The sequence below is a fragment of the Natrialba sp. PRR66 genome, assembly GCF_034808065.1.
GTDB lineage: Archaea > Halobacteriota > Halobacteria > Halobacteriales > Natrialbaceae > Natrialba > Natrialba aegyptia.
The window spans coordinates 86,873-105,576 of the sequence record NZ_JAXHGN010000001.1; the positions used below are offsets into that span (position 1 = coordinate 86,873).

Below are 18,704 nucleotides of genomic sequence, written 5' to 3' on the forward strand. Positions count from 1 at the left end.
GTCCCGAAGGCACGCAGCGACGATCGAGCGCCCGTCGTCGATGGCGGCGAAAAGAGACCCGTGATCACGCTGTTCTGTCGGAGAACCCGTCCGCGCGTTCGATTGCCGAAGTGGAGAGAGTGATGACCGACAGAGCAGATTCATCGATCGTTCATCGTGGCTATTCTGGGTTTATTATACAGCGAATAAGCCGCTATGACCCCGAGTGATTCGAAATATCCCAAGTCTCTGCTCGGCCACGGAACGGGGGTACTCCCCGGATGTGACCCTTGTCGCGTCGGTATGTTCCCGAAGCGGTTTCGGGCACGGCGAGACCGGTGGTACCACGAATCGTTCGGGCAGCATCGCCGCGCGAAGCAAGCGGCCGACCAGATCACTTCCGCACTAGCGTTCGCCCGTAGATCTACCATCTCCGATCATATGTTCGCTCACTATGATTTTGCGTGGATTTCCAATACTGGAACTCAGTGAAACAATTACTGTACCACTATTGGCACGCTCAAGCAAAATTTACACTGTGTTCAATTGCGCCCACTCGCCGGTCTACTCTCGGTTTCTTGGGTTTTGATAGTACCGCTCCCAGAACCGCCGGCCATCAATCCCCCACTTCCAGTCGAAATCAAATGGATGAACTAAAATATCTCATTCCCGATTAGATTACGGTCCACTCACTTACCGAACTCTTTGCGTCGGTGTACTACTCGCCCGTGAACTCCGGGTCGCGACTCTCGAGGAACGCCCCGATTCCTTCATCCTTGTCTTCGGTCGCAAACAACTGGACGAACAGCTCCGATTCGTACTCGATCCCCTCCTCGAGCCCCATCCGCGAACTCGCCTTCACCGCGTTCTTGGCGAACTCGAGTGCAATCGGACTCTTCGCGGCCATTGAACTCGCGAGTTCATAGACGCCGTCGTCCAGTTCCTCTTCCTCGTAGCATTGATCCACGAGGCCGATTTCCTTCGCCTCCGCGGCGTCGATGAGTTCACCGGAGAGAATCAGCCGCATCGCTTGGCCCTCGCCGACGAGGCGGGCGAGCCGCTGGGTGCCGCCGCCGCCCGGAATGAGGCCGAGGTTGATCTCGGGCTGGCCGAGCTTCGACCCCGCCGCTGCAATACGAACGTCGCAGGCCTGTGCGAGTTCACAACCGCCGCCGAGGGCGTGGCCGTTGATCCGCGCGATGACGGGGATCGACGCGTCGTCGACGGTCTCGTAGACCCGCGGGCGCTCGCTGGCTTCGCGCTGCTCGACGAGGCCGCGATCTTTGAACTCGGTGACGTCCGCGCCGGCGACGAACGCACCTGAACCCTCGCCGCCGGTGAGGACGAGCACGCGCACCGCGTCGTCCGCTTCCGCGGCGGCGACGGCTTCTTTCAGTTCGGTGCGGACCTGGCCGTTGAGTGCGTTCCGGGCGTCGGGACGTTCGATGGCGATCGTTCCGACCTTCTCGGCGTGCTCGCCGACCGAGACGGAGACCAGTTCGAGTTCGGTATCGAGTGCGGCGAGGTCGTCCTCACGCATCGTCCTCACCCCAGTCGCCGCTCATGCCGGCGCGTTCGCCGTCCTCCCAGACGTAGAAGCCCTCGCCGGATTTCTTGCCGAGGTTGCCCGCGCGGACCTTCCGGCGCAGCGCCTGCGGCGGCTTGAACCGCTCGCCGAGTTCCTCGCGGAGGTGTTCGGCGATGTGCAGGCGCACGTCCAGTCCGACGTGGTCGCCGAGTTCGATCGGGCCCATGGGGTAGCCGTAGCCGAGTTTCATCGCTTCGTCGATATCTGCGGGGCTGGCGACGCCTTCCTCGACCATCCGGATGGCTTCGAGTCCAGTCACGAGACCGAGTCGCGAGGTGGCGAAGCCGGCGCTGTCGCGGACGACCACGTCCTCCTTGTCGATCTCGCGGACGTAGTCGATGGCGAACGCTTCGGTCCGGTCGTCGGTCTGTTCGGCGATCACGATCTCGACCAGGTCCATCAGGTGCGGCGGGTTGAAAAAGTGCAGGCCGACGACTCGCTCGGGCCGGTCGAGCGCGCTCGCCATCTCGGTCACCGAGAGCGAGGAGGTGTTCGAGGCGATCACCGTCTCCTCGCCGGTTTCGGCTTCGGCCTCTGAGAGCACGTCCTGCTTTAAGTCCATATCCTCGGGGACGGCTTCGACGACGAGTTCGGCGTCGGCGACGGCCGCGGCGAGGTCGGTCGTGCCCTCGATGCGTCCGAGCGTCGCTTCCATTTCGTCTTCGGTGACCTTGTCCCGGTCGACGCCGCCCTGAAGGTTCTCGCGGATTCCTTCGAGACCCTTCTCGACGAGTTCGGACTCGATGTCCCGAAGGACGACATCATAGCCCGCCATCGCCGAGACCTGTGCGATTCCGTGGCCCATGCTCCCGGCTCCGAGCACTGTGACTTGCATGGTCAAACCCACACAGGAATCGATCAAAAGCGTTCTTGTTCACACACCGACGGGGTGCGGACAGCGCCTGAATGAGAGAATCTCACCGAGAACGGAGCGACTTTACCCCTCCCCCTGAAACCCTGTGACAACCGATGAGCGACACCCAACCAGTAGTCGTACAAGCAGTCAGGACGCCACAGGGGAAACACGGCGGTGTCTTCGCCGACACCGGGAGCGCCGAACTCTCGGTGCCGCTGGTCGATACGATGCTCGAGCGCACCGGGCTCGCGGGTGACGACGTCGACGACATCCGGTGGGGCTGTGCGAAGCAGGTCGACGAGCAGAGCAACAACCTCGCCCGCGTGATCGCCCTCGCTTCGGACCTGGGCGAAAGCGTACCGGGAACCACCATCGACCGGCTTTGTGCCTCCTCGGCCGAGGCGATCATGAGCGCGAGCGACGCCATCCGGGCCGGCCAGCGCGAGGTCATCGTCGCCGGCGGGGTCGAGAACATGACCCGCAACGAGCGTCGGAAGGGAATCGGGTCCTACGACGCCATTGCAGCCCAGTACGACGCCGCGGATCTCCAGATGGGCCAGACCGCAGAAACCGTCGCTCGCCGATACGACATCAGCCGCGAGGAGCAAGACGCCTACGGCGCTCGCAGCCAGCAACGCGCCTGCGAGGCGAGCGAAGCGGGTCGCTTCGACGACGAAATAGTACCCATCGACACGGGCGAGCAGGTCGTCGAGGAAGACGAGGGTCTCCGTCCCGGCACGACCAGAGAGAAGATTTCAGGGCTGCCGCCCGCCTTCGAGGAAGGCGGTACCGTCACCGCCGCCAACGCCTCCCAGATCTCCGACGGCGCGGCCGCTGTCATGCTCACGAGCCGCGCGTTCGCCGAGGACCACGGCCTGCAGATCATGGCCGAGGTCGGCGACCACGAGGTTGCGGGCGTCGACCCCGAAGTGATGGGCATCGGTCCGGTGCCGGCGGTCCGGGGCATCTGGGAGCGAAACGGCCGCTCGGCGGCCGACTACGACCTCGTCGAACTCAACGAGGCCTTCGCCAGCCAGACGCGTTACTGCCAGGAGGAGTTGGGTTTCGACGACGAGATCTTCAACGTCAACGGCGGCGCGATCGCGCTCGGCCACCCCCTCGGCGCGTCGGGCGCGCGATTGCCGGTGACGCTGATTCACGAACTCAGAAAGCGCGGCGGCGGCCTCGGCCTGTCGACGATGTGTGTCGGCTACGGACAGGGGGCTGCGGTCGAGTTCAGCGTTCCTGCGCCTTGACGAAAACGGAGAACACGAAGAAACGGGAGAACGAAGCAAACGGAGCGGAAAGGAAACCGTCTACAGCAACTGGTCGGCGATAATGTTCTTCTGGATCTCCGAGGTCCCCTCGTAGATCTTCGTGATGCGGGCGTCGCGGTAGTAGCGCTCTGCGGGGTAGTCCGTGACGTAGCCCGACCCACCGTGGACCTGGATGCCCTCGTCGGCGACCTCGACCGCGATCTCGCTGGCGAACAGCTTCGCCATGCTCGAGAACTGCGCGGCGATGTCCTGGTTGTTCTGCTCGACTTCCGTCGCGGCCCGGTAGGTCAGCGAGCGGGCCGCTTCGACGCGGGTCGCCATCTCGGCGAGCTTGTGCTCGATGGCCTGGAAGTCCTTGATCTTCTGGCCGAACTGCTCGCGCTCGCCGGCGTATTCGATCGCGGCGTCGAGCGCGCCCTGTGCGGCACCGACCGCCTGCGAGGCGACGCTCGTCCGGCCGGAGGCGAAGAACTCCATGAGCTGGTAGAAGCCCTTGTCGACCTCGCCGATAACGTTCTCTTCCGGAACGCGGACGTCGTCGACGACGACCTCCGCGAGATCTGAGGCGCGGATGCCGAGTTTGTTGTCGATCTTGTCCGTCGAGATGCCGTCGGAATCCATCGGCACGAGGAACGCGGTGATCCCGCGGTGGCCCTCACCAGGGCTGGTTTTGGCCATCAGAACGCCGATATCGGCGACCGTGCCGTTCGTGATCCACATCTTGTTCCCGTTCAGGACGAACTCGTCGCCGTCCTTCTCAGCCACCGTCTCGATACCCGCGACGTTCGACCCGTGTGCGGGTTCGGAAATCATCGAACAGGAGGCTATCTCCCCGCCCGCGATCTTCGGGAGCCACTCCTCTTTCATCCACTCGTCGCCGAACTCGACGATCATGTTCGTCCCGAAGCCGGCGGAACCGACGGCCGAGCCGATACCCGGATCGGCGCGCCAGAGTTCTTCCGTGACGATCGTACTCGAGATCTTGTCCATGCCGGCCCCGCCGTACTCGATCGGGATGCCCGGCGCGACGAAATCGTACTCGGCGGCCTTCTCGCGCAGTTCGAGCGGGTACTTACCCTCGCGGTCGTACTCTTCTGCGACCGGCTTCATCTCGTTTTCGCCGAACTCGCGAACGGCCTCACGAATCGCCTCGTGCTCGTCGGATAGACTGAAAGCCATATCCGATGCTCACCGGCGAGTCACAAAATAGCTTCGATGATCTCAAACGCTGCAAACGATTGGTGTCGATAAGCAACCGTTGTAAACTAACTCCGTTGTCATATACTCGTAACTGACGGTGCCACAGGCGAACGGTCGGCAACTCGAGTTCACTCCCGGAGTTGAGAGGCGAGTAGTCGCGAGGCGGCTAGTCTTCGTCGCGGATCTTGAACTTCTGGACTTTTCCCGTCGTCGTCCGCGGAAGGGTCTCGACGAACTCGACTTCGCGGGGGTGTTTGTACTCCGCGAGGTTTTCGAGACAGTACGCTTTGATCTCCTCGGGCGTCGCGTCGGCAGCTGGCGTCGGCACGACCAGCGCCTTGACGGTCTCTCCGCGGCGCTCGTCCGGCACGCCGACCACGGCGGCATCGGCGATGTCCTCGTGTTCGAAGAGCAGTTCTTCGACCTCGCGCGGGTAGACGTTGTAGCCGCCGGTGACGATCATGTGCTTTTCCCGGTCGACGACGAAGAAGAACTCGTCCTCGTCCCAGTAGCCGATGTCGCCGGTGTGGAACCAGCGCGTGCCGTCTTCCTCGGTGAAGGCCTCGTCGTTCGCCTCGGGCAGTTCGTAGTAGCCGTTCATCACGTTCGGCCCGGAGATGACGAGTTCGCCGGTGATTTCGTGCAGATCCGCCTCCTCTTCGTCGATCGGACCTTCGTCGACGCGTGGGACGGGCTCGAAATCCTCGGTGACGATCTTGGCGTCGACGCTCGTGTCGCCGGGGCCGTCGAGTGGCGTGCCGATGCTGCCCTTGCGGCGTGCGCCTTCGCGGTTAGCGTGGGTGACTGGGCTGGTCTCCGTGAGACCGTAGCCCTCGTAGAGTTCGACGCCGAAGCGGTCTTCGAAGCGTTCGAGGACGTCTCGCGGAAGACTCGAGCCGCCGGAGTTGACGAACCGAAGCGAATCGAGGTCGTACGCCGCGGCGTCGGAGTGGTTGATCATGTCGTTGAACATCGCCGGGACGCCGAACATGATGGAGAGGTCCTCAGTCTCGATGAGGTCCATCACCGTCGTCGCGTCCCATTCGGGGACGGGGTAGTAGGCCCCGCCGCTGTACATCGCGCCGTTCATCACGACGGACATGCCGTAGATGTGAAAGAGCGGCAGCGTGCCGACGAGTCGGTCCGAGGCCTGGAAGCCGCCGTGGGGTACGTCGGCGTTGGCCTTGGTCGTCCAGCGGATGTTTTGATGCGTGAGCAGGACGCCCTTCGGGGTCCCGGTCGTCCCCGAGGTGTAGGGTTGGACTGCCACGTCGTCGTCGGCCCGGTCGACGACCGCGTTAGTCTCGTCCGCGAGGAACTCGTCGAAGGCGGTCGCACCGTCGACATCGCCACCCACGCTGACGACCTGTTCGACGTCGGTATCGTCGAGCACGTTGACGACGTTGGAGACGTTGTCCGCGAGCGAGACGACGGCTTTCGCGCCGCTGTCGCCCAGCAGGTGGCCGATTTCGCGGGCCTTGTACTGGGGGTTCATCGGGACGACGATGCCGCCGGCGCGCAGCGTCCCGTAGAACGCCGTTACGAACTGGGGGAGATTCGGGAGATAGATGCCGACGCGGTCGTTCTCGCCGATGCCGTTGTTTTCGAGCGCCGTCGCGAACCGCCCGGCGCGCGTCCAGAACTGCTCGTAGGTCAGCGTCCGGCCGTCGTAGACGATCGCGGGAGCATCGGGGGTCGACTCGACCGTCTCGCCAACGTCTCTCACGAGAGTTGTCATACTTTGTGTAGGGTCGTTTGAGGGCCACAAAAGGGTTATTACTTCTCTATCCCAGTTACTTCGGTCGTTCGCGAGGAGCGGGCCCGCGCGGGTCGGTTGACGGGACCGATCAGTCCCCGGTCGACGTGTCGATGCCGGGTTCGGCGTCAGTGTCAGTGTCCGTGTCTGTGTCTGTTTCGACCGGAATTTCGTACCCGACGACGAACCGGGCGTGGAGTAACACGCCGACGATGGCGGCGGCGGCGACGATCTGGACCGCGATGTGAGCGACCGATCCGAACATGGCACAGAGCGCCACGACGGTGTAGAGTCCGCGAGCCGGAATCGAGAGATCCCGCGCCCCGTCGAAGCCGACGGTCGCGACGATCAGCCCGATGGTTCCCGCCAGCACGACGGGGAACGCGATCAGCGTTTCGCCGGACCAGTCGATAAGGCTGTTATTCGCGATGAAGGCGTAGGGGATCACGAACCCGGGCGCACCGAGTTTGAGCGCTTGCAGGCAGGACTGCAGGAAACTCGAATCCGCGATCCGGGAGCCGATCGCAACCGAAATCGCGACCGGCGGCGTGATCGCCGAGAGCATCGCGAAGTAGAACACGAACATGTGTGCCGTGATCTGGGGCACGCCCATGCCGATGATCCCGGGCGTGACCAGAACGACGACGAGGACGTACGCCGCCGGCGTGGGCATTCCGAGACCGAACATGATGCTCGCGATCATTGCGAGGAAGAGGACGATGAAGAGCCCGCTTCCCAGTCCGAAGAGGGAGACTCCGTCGCCCAGTCCGATAATCGTCGTCGCGATCCCCTGGGTGAGGCCGGTCCCCTCGAGCAGTTCGATAATGAGCCCCATCGCGGCGAGGACGCCGACGAGCGGTGCCATTTCGGTGCCACCCTGCTTGAGCCCATCTAGGGTCTGCTTCGTCGTTGCAAGCACGTTCCAGCCGATCGTGTCTCCCGCAATACTCGTCTCTCCGATCTCGAGCGTGATATCTTCCTCGCCCACGTCGAAGACGCCGACGAGGATATTTCGGACGTACATCACGCCGACGAGCGTGATGATGGTGTACAGTCCGGCCGAAAGCGGCGTGTACTGCAGGTAGACGAGCGTGACGAGGAGCACACCGATCGGGATCGTAAAGTGAAGCCCGCCGACGAGCGCCCGCCAGTCGAACGCCGACAAGTCCCGAGAGACCCAGCCGAACTTGAGGATCGTGAAGTGGACCGCGATACAGACGCTGAGATAGAACAGCGCCGCGGGGACGACGCCGGCCTGGACGATTTCGACGTAGCTGACGCCGGTGAAGTCAGCCATGAGGAACGCCGCGACCCCCATCACGGGCGGCAACATCTGTCCACCAGCGGAGGCGACCGCCTCGATCGAGGCGGCGAACTCGTCGCGAACGCCCTGGTCTTTCATCATCGGGATCGTGAAACTGCCAGTCGTCGCCGTATTTGCCGCGGCGCTTCCGGTAATCGATCCCATGACCATGCTCGCGATGACGGCAATCTGCACGACGCCCGTCCGCAGACTCGTCCCGAGTTCACGACCGACGTCGAGGACGAAATCCATCAGGCCGTAGGCCTTGGCGATACCGGCGAACATGATGAAGATCGCGACCCACGTCGAACCGATCCGCATGAGGGTCTCGTCGTAGACGCCGCTGACGCTGATCGCGCCGTTTTCCGCGATCGTTTCCCAGGTCATTCCGGTGTGGTAGAACAGGCCCGGCAAGTTCGGCCCGACCGCCGTGTGGGCGTAGGCGATCGAGAGGACGGCGACGGCCGCGATGACGTTCCCAAACGCCCGTCGCGTCGCGTCGATCGCCAGCGTGATCAAGAGTAGACCGACCAGATGGTCGGTCGTATTGTATCCGAGGAGGTGCGCCGACTCGGTCAACCGAGCGTAATTGGTGTGGACGTAAAGCACTGCGCCGATCGCCGCCACACCGAGTAAGAGGGCGATAATCGGATCAACCCGTGCGTACGCTGCTTTGAGCGACCGAAGAGTTCGACCAGTGCCGGCGGTATCGGCCGGCTGGGCCGTGTCATCCCCGGAAGGAGCGGTCGCAGCATCGTCGCCTGTTGCGGAATCGGTGTACTGCGTGCGAGCGTAATCGAAGTAGTACAGCGCCAACCCGAGCCCGAGGAAAACGTTCACGTACTCGTCGGTCTCCGCGAACAGGTCGGTTTGGATCGCGAACGCGATTTTCATCGCGTATCCGACAGTCAACAGCGTTAACGCCAAGCCCAGCACGTAGACGATCCCGGTGAGGACAGCCAGCGGCCCGATTCCACTGATCAACTGTCGGGCACGGCGGGTGAGGCGGCTACTAGTAGTCATCGTGAGTTACGGTTCGTCAGCCCGTTCGAACTCGTCTTGCCAGACGCCGATCTCCTCGTAGAAGTCCGCCGCGGCAGCGTGGAACGGAACATCGCTGTACATGTTTTCGACCCAGAACGCCTCGTCGTCGAGCCGAGCGAGGACGGCGCTGTATTCCTCGAGCGCGCTGCGATTCTCGTGCATCGTCTCGAGGAAGTCGTAAACGGTATCGTAGTCGAGGTCCGCTCGCGAGACGAAGTTGTACGCGAAGGTCGGACAGTGAACCTCCTCGGGAGCGTTTTGAGTGCCGTCGATCTCGTCGCCACTGAACGACTGAATGAGCAGGCGGTCGTCGTTCTCCCACTCCTCGAGCGTCGAGTCGTCCACGTCGAGAATGTTCAGGTCGGCGGAGTTCAGCATCTCCTGTACCCACCCGGGCACGATACTGAAGTTCATGTACGTCCCGACACCGACATCGAGGCTGCCTTCGTTAAGCGACCCGCTTTGGTCGCCGTATCCGACGCTCGTCCGATTGTAGTCGTCCGTCGCATAGTCGAGTGCCCGTTCGAGCGCAGGGGCTGTCCCCGAACCCCGCGGCGTCGGCGAAACCGTCGTCCCCGACTCGATGCCCGAGAGCGATTCAAGACCCGGCGACAGGAAGAACCACGGCAGGTCATAAAAGTGAAACACCTGCGCCATCTCGAACTCGAGTTGGTCGAAGTCACCGGCACCCTCCTGGACGTCCTGGGCCGACCAGTTCTGGATGTAGACCATTTCCGCCTCCTGACTGTTGAGAGCACCGAGATTCGCTTCGGTCCCTTCGCTCGTCCGCGCTTCGACGGTGAGGTCGTCGTTGTTATCGCTGATGACCTTTGCAATCCCCTCGTTGGCAGAGTAGGCCGTCGTCGTCGACTGAGACGTTCGCATTCGAACGGTTCCTGCTTCGACATCGCCCTCATCACCGCCGAGGCACCCAGCCAGCGCCGTGGCCGTTCCGATTCCGGTTGCTGCAAGCAGCGATCGTCGAGTCGTCCCCCTGTTCGTGGAAATCGGTCGATCCTCCATGACAAGCCGTTACATATTTCCATCGTATAATTCTTCCGTTATCATTTGATCAAACCTGTCTATCAGAGCCTCAGACAAGAGAATTATACAGAAGACGGGGTGAGGAAGAAACTGGGAACCAGCGCGGGCGTGTCACTGAGGTGTTGTACTGGTAACACGTATCGCAACGCCTATTGCATCGTTGGCGAAGTATGATACATGCTGGATTTCGTTCAGCTCGAAGCGGATTTAGACCAGGAAGAGCGGTTGATCCGGGACACCGCCCGCGAGTTCGTCGAGGAACACGTCAAGCCCGACATCGGCGAGCACTTCGAGGCGGGCACGTTCCCAAAAGAGCTGATCCCGAAGATGGGTGAACTCGGCTTCTACGCGCCGAACCTCGAGGGGTACGGCTCGCCGAACGTCTCCGAAACCGCCTATGGACTCCTGATGCAAGAACTCGAGGCCGGCGACTCAGGGCTGCGCTCGATGGCGTCCGTGCAGGGGGCACTCGTCATGTACCCCATCCACGCCTACGGTAGCGAAGAGCAAAAGGAGGAGTGGCTGCCCAAGCTCGGACAGGGCGAGGCGGTCGGCTGTTTCGGCCTCACAGAACCCGAACACGGCTCGAACCCGTCGTCGATGGAGACCTACGCCGAGGCCGACGGCGACGGCTACGTCATCAACGGCTCGAAGACGTGGATCACGAACTCGCCGATTTCGGACGTTGCGATCGTCTGGGCGCGCGACCGCTCGGCCGAGGACGACCCCGTTCGCGGCTTCCTCATCGAAACCGACCGCGACGGAATCACGACGAACAAGATCACCGAGAAGCTCTCGCTGCGCGCGTCGATCACCGGCGAGATCGGGCTGAACGACGTTCACGTCCCCGAAGAAAACGTGCTTCCCGGCGTCTCCGGGATGAAGGGGCCGCTTTCCTGTCTCACGCAGGCCCGCTACGGCATCGCGTGGGGAGCAATCGGCGCGGCTCGCGACGCCTTCGAAGAAGCCCGCCAGTACGCGACCGACCGCGAGCAGTTCGGCGGACCCATCGGTCAGTTCCAGCTTCAGCAGCGCAAACTCGCAGAGATGGCGACCCAGATTACGCTGAGCCAGTTGCTCGCTTACCGACTCGCGGACCTCAAAGAGCGCGGCGACCTGCGGCCCCAGCACGTCTCGATGGCGAAGCGAAACAATGTCCGCATGGCCCGTGACCAGGCCCGCGTCGCCCGCGAGATGCTCGGCGGCAACGGCATCACGACCGACTACTCGCCGATGCGCCACATGGCGAACATGGAGACGGTCTACACCTACGAGGGCACCCACGATATCCACACGCTGATTCTCGGCGAGGATCTAACCGGCATTCCGGCGTACCAGTAACTTACCGGTGTGCGGTCGTCCCTTTCTTCTCCTCTTCCCCGTTCGGTTCCCCAATTCTCAATTCCCGGTTTCTGGTTCTCGGTTCACCATGATCCACCCGTTCTCCCCCGCGTTTCACACTCCGCAGATTCTGTTTTATTATTCGGAACATTCATTGAGATGCCGCGGAATACTCTCGATATGAGCAGGGACCGCGGCCGAGGAAAACGAAACGACGCGGGTGTCTCGACGACCCGCAAGACGTTCGCAATCCTCGAGACGCTCGCGGACGCAGACGGCGTGACGATCACCGAACTCACGCGCCGAACCGAGTTCACCAAGAGCACCGTCTATCGCCACCTCACCACGCTGGTCGATCTCGGCTACGTGATCGAACGCGACGGGGCCTACTACGTCGGCTTTCGCTTTCTCGAAATCAGCGAGCAGGCACGAACCCGACGGCGCGGCTACACCGCCGCCAAGCGCTCGGTGTTCGAACTCGGCAAGGAGACGGACGAACGAGCCGTTTTCATCGTCGAAGAGGAATATGAGGGGGTCTACGTCCACCGGTACGGCAGCCTCTCCGATACCATGATCGGCAAACGCAGACCGCTTCACTCGCTGGCCTCCGGCAAGGTGATCCTCTCGGAATGGGACGACGACACCGTCGCCGACTTCGTCGCGACGGCCGGCCTCGACGCGATTACGGACAACACCATCACCGATCCCGACACCCTCGCCGCCGAACTCGAGCAGATCCGCGACCGGGGCTATGCCGTCAACAACGAAGAACACATGGACGGCCTCCGGAGCGTTGCCGTCCCCGTCTATACGCCCGACGACGACCTCCTCGGCGCGCTGAGCGTGTTCGGCCCGACGAGTCGCTTCACGGACGAGTACGTCCACGACGACCTCCCGAACCGGCTCCGGGACAAAGCCGGGGAGATCAGGGTCACGCTCGCCTACGGATAACGCCCCCTCGATTCGGATGCTGGAATCGTCCGTTGCAGACACCCGTTCGTCCCGTCGAATATCCCCCTCCGTCCGCAATACGGAACCAATCTCTCTGCTACCCTGCCAGTTCACACCGCATACATATGCGTTCTTGCCGCGTGGTGTGCACGCTGTCGTCTCTTCCCGTCGCGTTCCAGTATGCGGAATCTTTCACCGGCCACGCCGAAACACTCGACCGCGAGTCCAACGCCGAGCACCGAAACGGCTTTCCTCGCGAACGTGAACTCTTCGGACGACTCTCGATGGACGACCAGGACGACAGCCCCGATCGGAGCGCCCACGAAAACGCGGGACAGGACCCCCAGACGACTCCTTCCGGGTCGACCGAATCCGATACGTCCACACCTGCTGCCCCCGCATCGCGCTCGAAACCCGGCCCGCAACCGAAGGTCGCCCGACTCATCTCCGAGTACGACCGCGAACTTGCAGGTGTCGGCGATGAACTCGAGGCCCGCTGGACGAACCCCGAAACCGATGCGAGTCTTCGATCGCTTGCAGACTGGTTCAACGAGCAACTGCTGCGGGCGGTCCTCACGGCGGCAGGAATCGAAACGATCACGGAAGACGTCTCGCATCTCTATGCGGTGCTCTCCGGGGAAACCGGGAGCCGCGGCGAACGAACACAGCTCGAACGGCGACTCGAACGGGATGGCGTCGCTGTCGAGACGGTAACCGACGAGTTCGTCTCGTACGGAGCGATCAGGTCGTACTTGACGGGATGTCGAAACGCCACTGCGCCGTCGAGTACTGACGGTCCGAGTGCAGCGGCGACGGCTCGAACGATCGAGGAATTGCGCCAGCGAACGGTCTCGGTCACGGAGAGTAAACTCGATCGACTACAGGAGACAGAGCAGTTGCGGGTCGGTCCGCGCCGGGTTTTCGCGGACGTGCAGGTACTGTGTGAACGGTGTGGAAAACAGTACGATGTAGCGGACTTACTGGAATCGGGCGCGTGTGACTGTTATGAGCCGTAGCGGGAATCGTCGGCCGGAGACCGTCGGTGTCCGGGTGCCAGTTGGACTGTAGACCACCTTGCTTCTCGAACAACCCATAACAGCCGTACTATTGTTATGGGATACGGCCACGATCGGGAACAGTGATCGGATTTCAAGTTGCGGAATACTGGTCACCACTCGTGGCAATCTGCGGAACGCTCGGGGACAGTACTGATTTCGAAAATCGGAACCCACGTTCGGAACCAGAACGGGTGCTAAAAGTGAGCGCTAGATTTCGGTCACGCGGTCGTACTCGTCGTCGAGCGCCGACGCGTCCTCGGGCAGCAGTGCCACGACGAGGAAGTCGGTGTGGGATTCGAAGTACTCGACCAGTGCCGCGATACGGTTCGAGTCGAGCGCTTCGAGTGAGTCGAGCAGCATGAACGGCACTTCCTCGTAGACTTCGTGGACCAGATAGCCAGCGAGCCCGAATATCAGGCCGGTGACCTCCCGTTCGCTCTCGCTCAGGTGATCGATCGTGTCCTCGTACGTGCTGCCGTCTGCCGTACTGCGCACGATGTGGAGGTCGAACGCCGTCTGCTCGACCTTCCGCCGGCCTTCGCGGACCGTCTTGCCGACGCGTTCGATCCAGATCCGATCGATGTTCTCGTACTCGAGCACCTCGAGTACGGCGTCCATGTGCTCGTTGAACGACTCGACGGCCTCGCGCTCGATCCGGTCGATCCGAGTGCGGAGTTCCTCGAGTTCGTCGCGAATCTCGTCGCGGCGCTGTTCGAGTTGGTCTTCGTCTTCGAGTGCGGATTCGATGTCCTCGATGTCGTCGGTCGTCGTCTCGAGGTCGCGTTCGAGTCTGCCCAGGGAGAACTCGAGTTCGTTCGCGCGGCGGTTGAGTTCGAGGAGGCTCTCTTCGTCGTCGTCCTCGGTGTCGTCGTCGGCTTCGGCTTCGAGTTCGGCGGCCTCGGTTTCGAGGTCGTCGATTTCGTGCTCGAGTTCTTCGCGGCGATCGGTGAGGTCGTCGAGTCGGGCTTCGCGCTGTTCGATTTCGTCGGTGACGGAGTCGAGTCGTCGGTCGACGCGCTCGTGGCGCTGTCGCGTCTGGTCGATCTCTCGCCGTTCGCTGCGCAGCGATTCGATCTGGGATTCGAGGTCGTCGCGCTCGCTAAGTTTGGTCTCTTGGTGTTCGCGAAGGCGATCGATCGTCGCTTCGATTTCGCTGCGCTGGACCTGGCTGCCGCAGGTCCAACAGCGGACGGTTTCCGCTCCGTCGTCGACTAGCTGGTCGGTGATCGCCTGGTCGGTCGACTCGGTGTCGTCGTCGGCCAGAAGCTGTCGGATCTCGGGGTGAGAGCCCTCGAGCATCTCCTCGTTGAACTGGACGATGCTCTGTAGCTGGCTGATAATTCCGTCGATCGACTGGGACTGGCGCTGGAGTCGGTCGATTTCGTCGTCGACTTCCTCGCGGTCGAGCGAGTCGAGTGCGGGGAGGTCTTCCTGTTCGGCTTCGAGGTCGTCACGTTCCTCGCGCAGGGCGGAGAGGCTCTCGCGTTCGGTCTCGAGGTCGAATCGGACATCTTCGAGCGCGGAGCGTCGCTCGCGGAGTTCGCTGAGTTTCTCCTCGAGTTCGTCCTGGCCCTCCTGTTGGGTGTCCGCGTTCGCTTCGGCCTCTTCGATTGCCGCTTTGACGGCCTCGAGTTCGTCCCGTTTGTCTTCGATTTTCCCCTCGAGATCGGTGCGTTGCTGTTCGAGTGAGGGGAGGTCGTTCTTGAGGGAGTCGAGACGATCGAGTTCGTTCGAGATTTCGTTTTTCTCGTCAGTTAGCCGCGAGATTTCGCGCTCGATCTCGTCGGTGTCGACCGGTCGAAGGATGATTTCGCGCAGGTCGTCTTCGGTCGTGACGGCGCGACGGGCCGGATTCGATTCCAGCAGGAACGCGTAGAGATCGGCGAGTTCGGGGTCGTCGAGATACGGCTCACCGTCGGTGACGACGGAGTTCCCCGCTCGTCTGAGCGTTCGGGTGTAGGTTTGGTCGTCGAGTTCGAGCTCGGCGTATCCCTCCTCGGCGTCGGCCTTGAGGGAGGCTGATGAGCCCCCGAGAGCGGCCATAAACGCCTGGAGAAGCGACGTTCGGTTCGTCGCGTTTCGTCCTGCAAGGACGGTAATCCCTGATTCGAGTTCGACTGTCGTCTCGTCGATCCCACCGATGTTCTGCGCCCGTAATCGTGCCTCATGGGCGACGGACTCCTGTGTAGCCATCATTCGAATTACTTCCTAGTCAGTTGATAAAGCTTTGGAGGAATCTCGGCTAGTGGGTCGGAGTTGCGTCGGGTAATCGGTCGACTGCCTGGCCGATCGTGAATGTCGTCAGTACAGATACTGAGCGCATAATAGACATTATTTCTATATGTTGTCCCTACAGTTCAGTCCAGTTCTTGTTGGTCTGCTGTCTCCGTTAGTGGCCCATATTTTGGGTTAAACAGCCTGTATATATGCGATAGATACACGGAACATCCGCTTTCCATCGTCAGAATACTACTGTCCAGAATGTATACTACTCGTCATGTCCCAGTATATGTTTTTATTGTGTCTATTTCTCTGCGGTGGAAGTAGCAACGGTATCGTCTCACACGTTGTGGCCACCACTGATGCTCTGCCGACGTGGGTTTATATAGGATACCGCAGCCAACGAGCCCATGGTTTCGGATCGCTCCCGCATCCTGTCGCGACGCACCGCTTTGTCCGGACTCGCCGTCCTCACCGGGACGACGCTCGGTGGACTCGGAACGGTTACTGCCGCCGGTACCCGCCCAACCGCCGCCGAGACGCCCGCCGATACGGAGCGCTACGTCGCCGTCGTCGACCGAATCGTCGACGGCGAGCACGTCGTGCTCCTGCTCGAGGAGGACGGACAGATCGTCGACCAACTCGTCGTTTCCAGATCGGCGTTCGACACCGTCGCAGAGGGCGATATTCTGGTCGTCATCGTTGCAGACGACGAACTCATCGACTACCGTATCCTCCCCGAGCGCCCGTGTCGCGAGTCGAAAGCACCTGGCGAGGACGCCGACCCGGAGACCGCCCTACGATCGCACGCCGGAACTCGCTCGGACGCTACACGTGACTGCCTGTAAGCCAGTGTAGTTACCACTGTTCTTCGTATCGTCACAGCAGCAAACAGTGACAACGAACAGCCGCTAAACGATGAACGAATTTATGTATCGTCCGCCCGATACTGGATGCATGCGACTCTCCGAGAAAACCGTCGTCATCACGGGTGCAGCGGCAGGGATCGGCAAGGCAACCGCCGAACGGTGTGTGGCGGAAGGCGCACACGTCATCGTCACGGATGTCGACAGCGACGGCGGACAGGCCGTCACCGACGAACTCGAGAACGCGGACTCGAACGGCACTGCTTCGTTCTACGAACTCGACGTGACCGACAGCGACCAGTTTCACGACGTGATCGACGACATCACCGAGACGCACGGGCTCGACGTGCTCGTGAACAACGCCGGTACCGGCCACCCGGGCGGGAGCCTCGAAGAACTCGAGAACTCGATTCGAGACTTCGTCGTCGACGTGAACATCAACGGGGCCTGGAACGGCTGTCACGCCGCGCTTCCCCACATGAAAGAACAGGGACACGGCTCGATCGTCAATGTCGGTTCGCTGGCGAGTATCCTCGGATTGCCAAAACAGGCTGCGTACTCGATGACGAAGGGAGCCGTCCTCAATATGACCCGTGCGGTCGCTGCCGAAGCAGGCCCGTACGGCGTCCGCGCGAACACTGTTTGTCCCGGCTTTACGGAGACGCAACTCCTCGATCAGTACCTGTCCCAACAGGACGATCCCGAACGAGCCCGCAAGCAGATGGTCGAACAGTATCCGCTCAAGCGCCTCGCCGAACCCGAGGAAGTCGCGGACGCAATTCTGTTCCTGGCGAGCGACGAGGCGTCGTTTATCACCGGTCACGGCCTCGTCGTCGACGGCGGCTTTTCCGCGTAGGCCGACCGATCCGTCGAGCACCCGCCGAGCGTGGGATCGGTACGGATTCCCGGGCTCGTCCTTGTCGGACCGATCCTCGTCGGAATACATCTCACGTCCCTGTTCGCGCTACTCGTCGACGATCGCCCTCGCACCACCGTCGGCTGGCTAACAGTCGGACTCGGCGCGTGGACAATCGTTCTCGTCTCCGCCTCCACGTACGGCTTCTCGCTGCTCGGCCTCTTATGATCTTTCTGACCATCCCCGTGGCTCAGCCGCCGCTATTGCTCGCGCACCAGCGCCACACTGGCGAGTTTGTCACCCGCGGTCACCGTCGCCTCCTGTGTCAGCGAGTACAACAGCCCCTCCCGATCCGCCGTCGCCGTCTGCAACACCTCGTACGTCGTCGGATCGTACACTGTCCCGAGTTCAGTGCCGGCCGAAACGAGTCTGCCGAACTCGGGGGTAGGAGCGGGACGGAACAGTCCGGAGTCGTCGGCAGTGACCTGCCCGAGGTGGTTTCGGGCGACGGTTTGCTCGCGGCGTGGCGCGTTTCCGGGAAGCAATCCGAGCGAGCGACAGACGTTGAGCAACCCGTCGACGCCGGTTTCGACGGCGTCTTCGACGATCTGTTTGCTGTGTGCGAGTTCGGGTGTGATTGCGGGAACTCCCGCCTCGGCGGCGGCGACGCGGAGTTTGCCCGCGAAATCGCGGCGGTGCCATTCTTCGGGGGCGTCCTCGCCAGCCTCCTCCGAGAGCAGGATGTCCGTTCCGAACGCTTTGGCGAGGTCTCGAGCGCGATCATCGCCTTCCCGGTAGACGACGTGCGGAAGCAAATCGGGACTTCCGGTGTGGAGGTCGACGATGGCGTCGGCCTGGATGGCAAACTCCCAGAGGCGGGCGGCCATCCGCTGGTGGAGGCTGCCGTCGGCGTCGCCAGGCCAGACGCGGTTCATGTTGGGGTTGACGCTGTCGAACTGTTCCGGCGCGGTGTAGGAGACGCGGTCGAAGGTGAGCGGATTTGCGACGGGAACGGCGACGATCGTTCCGGACAGCGACTCGAGGGGTAGCCGGTCGTGAAAGCGCCGGAGGGTTTCGGTACCGTTTATTTCGCGGCCGTGCTGTGCGGCCTGGACATACAGTGTCGGGCCGTCCGCAGAGCCGCTGTAGGTGTGCACTGTCGTTGTGAGCGCGACGCCGGAGGGTAATCGTGCGAGCGTCACCACCTCATCGGTGTGCGTTTCGTGGCTCATAGTCCTCTTGTACTGTGGTTCTACGGCTGGCGGTATGTAGTTGCGGCCGCCGGTTGCAGAGCGGGGTACTGCTATCTCTGTAAGAGGAACGAAATTACCTGAGGACTGTGGTAGGAATAGGAACACGTGCAAC

At 62.1% G+C, this 18,704-nt stretch carries 15 protein-coding genes; 7 read left to right on the forward strand and 8 right to left on the reverse strand.

Annotated elements, in window-relative coordinates; all coding sequences use genetic code 11:
* Positions 1–697: 697 nt before the first annotated feature.
* Both SM755_RS00370 and SM755_RS00375 read right to left on the reverse strand, forming a co-directional pair.
* Complete coding sequence (locus SM755_RS00370) at positions 698–1,519, reverse strand: enoyl-CoA hydratase-related protein (RefSeq protein WP_323170960.1); 822 nt, start codon at positions 1,517–1,519, stop codon at positions 698–700.
* Complete coding sequence (locus SM755_RS00375) at positions 1,512–2,402, reverse strand: 3-hydroxyacyl-CoA dehydrogenase family protein (protein ID WP_323170961.1); 891 nt, start codon at positions 2,400–2,402, stop codon at positions 1,512–1,514. The genes SM755_RS00370 and SM755_RS00375 overlap by 8 nt, the downstream gene beginning before the upstream one ends.
* 134 nt (positions 2,403–2,536) lie before the next feature.
* Here SM755_RS00375 and SM755_RS00380 point away from each other — a divergent pair, with 134 nt between their 5' ends.
* On the forward strand, positions 2,537–3,679 hold the full coding sequence (locus tag SM755_RS00380) for a thiolase family protein (protein WP_323170962.1): 1,143 nt from the start codon (positions 2,537–2,539) through the stop codon (positions 3,677–3,679).
* A 60-nt stretch (positions 3,680–3,739) separates the two neighbouring features.
* Here the strand turns inward: SM755_RS00380 and SM755_RS00385 are convergent, their stop codons facing one another.
* From SM755_RS00385 to SM755_RS00400, 4 genes are all read right to left on the reverse strand, one after another.
* Positions 3,740–4,879, reverse strand: coding sequence for an acyl-CoA dehydrogenase family protein (locus tag SM755_RS00385; RefSeq protein WP_323170963.1), 1,140 nt, complete (start codon positions 4,877–4,879; stop codon positions 3,740–3,742).
* Positions 4,880–5,066: 187 nt separating this feature from the next.
* Positions 5,067–6,638 (reverse strand): long-chain fatty acid--CoA ligase, encoded by a 1,572-nt coding sequence (locus SM755_RS00390; protein WP_323170964.1) that lies wholly within the window; start codon positions 6,636–6,638, stop codon positions 5,067–5,069.
* Positions 6,639–6,747: 109 nt separating this feature from the next.
* On the reverse strand, positions 6,748–8,853 hold the full coding sequence (locus tag SM755_RS00395) for a TRAP transporter fused permease subunit (protein WP_323171863.1): 2,106 nt from the start codon (positions 8,851–8,853) through the stop codon (positions 6,748–6,750).
* A 135-nt stretch (positions 8,854–8,988) separates the two neighbouring features.
* Positions 8,989–10,026, reverse strand: a complete 1,038-nt coding sequence (locus SM755_RS00400) for a TAXI family TRAP transporter solute-binding subunit (protein ID WP_323170965.1) — start codon at positions 10,024–10,026, stop codon at positions 8,989–8,991.
* Between the two features lie 198 nt (positions 10,027–10,224).
* On the opposite strand from SM755_RS00400, the gene SM755_RS00405 reads away from it, so the two are divergent.
* From SM755_RS00405 to rdfA, 3 genes are all read left to right on the forward strand, one after another.
* On the forward strand, positions 10,225–11,388 hold the full coding sequence (locus SM755_RS00405) for an acyl-CoA dehydrogenase family protein (RefSeq protein WP_323170966.1): 1,164 nt from the start codon (positions 10,225–10,227) through the stop codon (positions 11,386–11,388).
* Positions 11,389–11,547: 159 nt separating this feature from the next.
* Positions 11,548–12,339 carry an IclR family transcriptional regulator gene (locus tag SM755_RS00410; RefSeq protein WP_323170967.1) on the forward strand — a complete coding sequence of 264 codons (792 nt, stop codon included), beginning with the start codon at positions 11,548–11,550 and terminating at the stop codon, positions 12,337–12,339.
* 140 nt (positions 12,340–12,479) lie between these two features.
* Positions 12,480–13,355: a rod-determining factor RdfA gene (gene rdfA, locus SM755_RS00415; protein ID WP_323170968.1), complete on the forward strand. Its 876-nt coding sequence runs from the start codon at positions 12,480–12,482 to the stop codon at positions 13,353–13,355.
* Positions 13,356–13,604: 249 nt separating this feature from the next.
* On the opposite strand, the gene SM755_RS00420 is transcribed toward rdfA, so the two are convergent.
* The gene (locus SM755_RS00420) at positions 13,605–15,590 is read right to left on the reverse strand and encodes an archaea-specific SMC-related protein (protein WP_323170969.1); all 1,986 of its coding nucleotides are present in this window, start codon (positions 15,588–15,590) and stop codon (positions 13,605–13,607) included.
* A 437-nt stretch (positions 15,591–16,027) separates the two neighbouring features.
* On the opposite strand from SM755_RS00420, the gene SM755_RS00425 reads away from it, so the two are divergent.
* From SM755_RS00425 to SM755_RS00435, 3 genes are all read left to right on the forward strand, one after another.
* On the forward strand, positions 16,028–16,465 hold the full coding sequence (locus SM755_RS00425) for a hypothetical protein (RefSeq protein ID WP_323170970.1): 438 nt from the start codon (positions 16,028–16,030) through the stop codon (positions 16,463–16,465).
* Between the two features lie 109 nt (positions 16,466–16,574).
* Positions 16,575–17,339: an SDR family NAD(P)-dependent oxidoreductase gene (locus SM755_RS00430; protein WP_323170971.1), complete on the forward strand. Its 765-nt coding sequence runs from the start codon at positions 16,575–16,577 to the stop codon at positions 17,337–17,339.
* Positions 17,340–17,369: 30 nt separating this feature from the next.
* Entirely contained in the window at positions 17,370–17,567 is a 198-nt protein-coding gene (locus SM755_RS00435) for a hypothetical protein (protein ID WP_323170972.1), read from the forward strand.
* A 32-nt stretch (positions 17,568–17,599) separates the two neighbouring features.
* Here the strand turns inward: SM755_RS00435 and SM755_RS00440 are convergent, their stop codons facing one another.
* A complete protein-coding gene (locus SM755_RS00440; protein WP_323170973.1) occupies positions 17,600–18,571 on the reverse strand; it encodes a succinylglutamate desuccinylase/aspartoacylase family protein in 972 nt (323 codons plus the stop codon).
* Positions 18,572–18,704 lie beyond the last annotated feature (133 nt).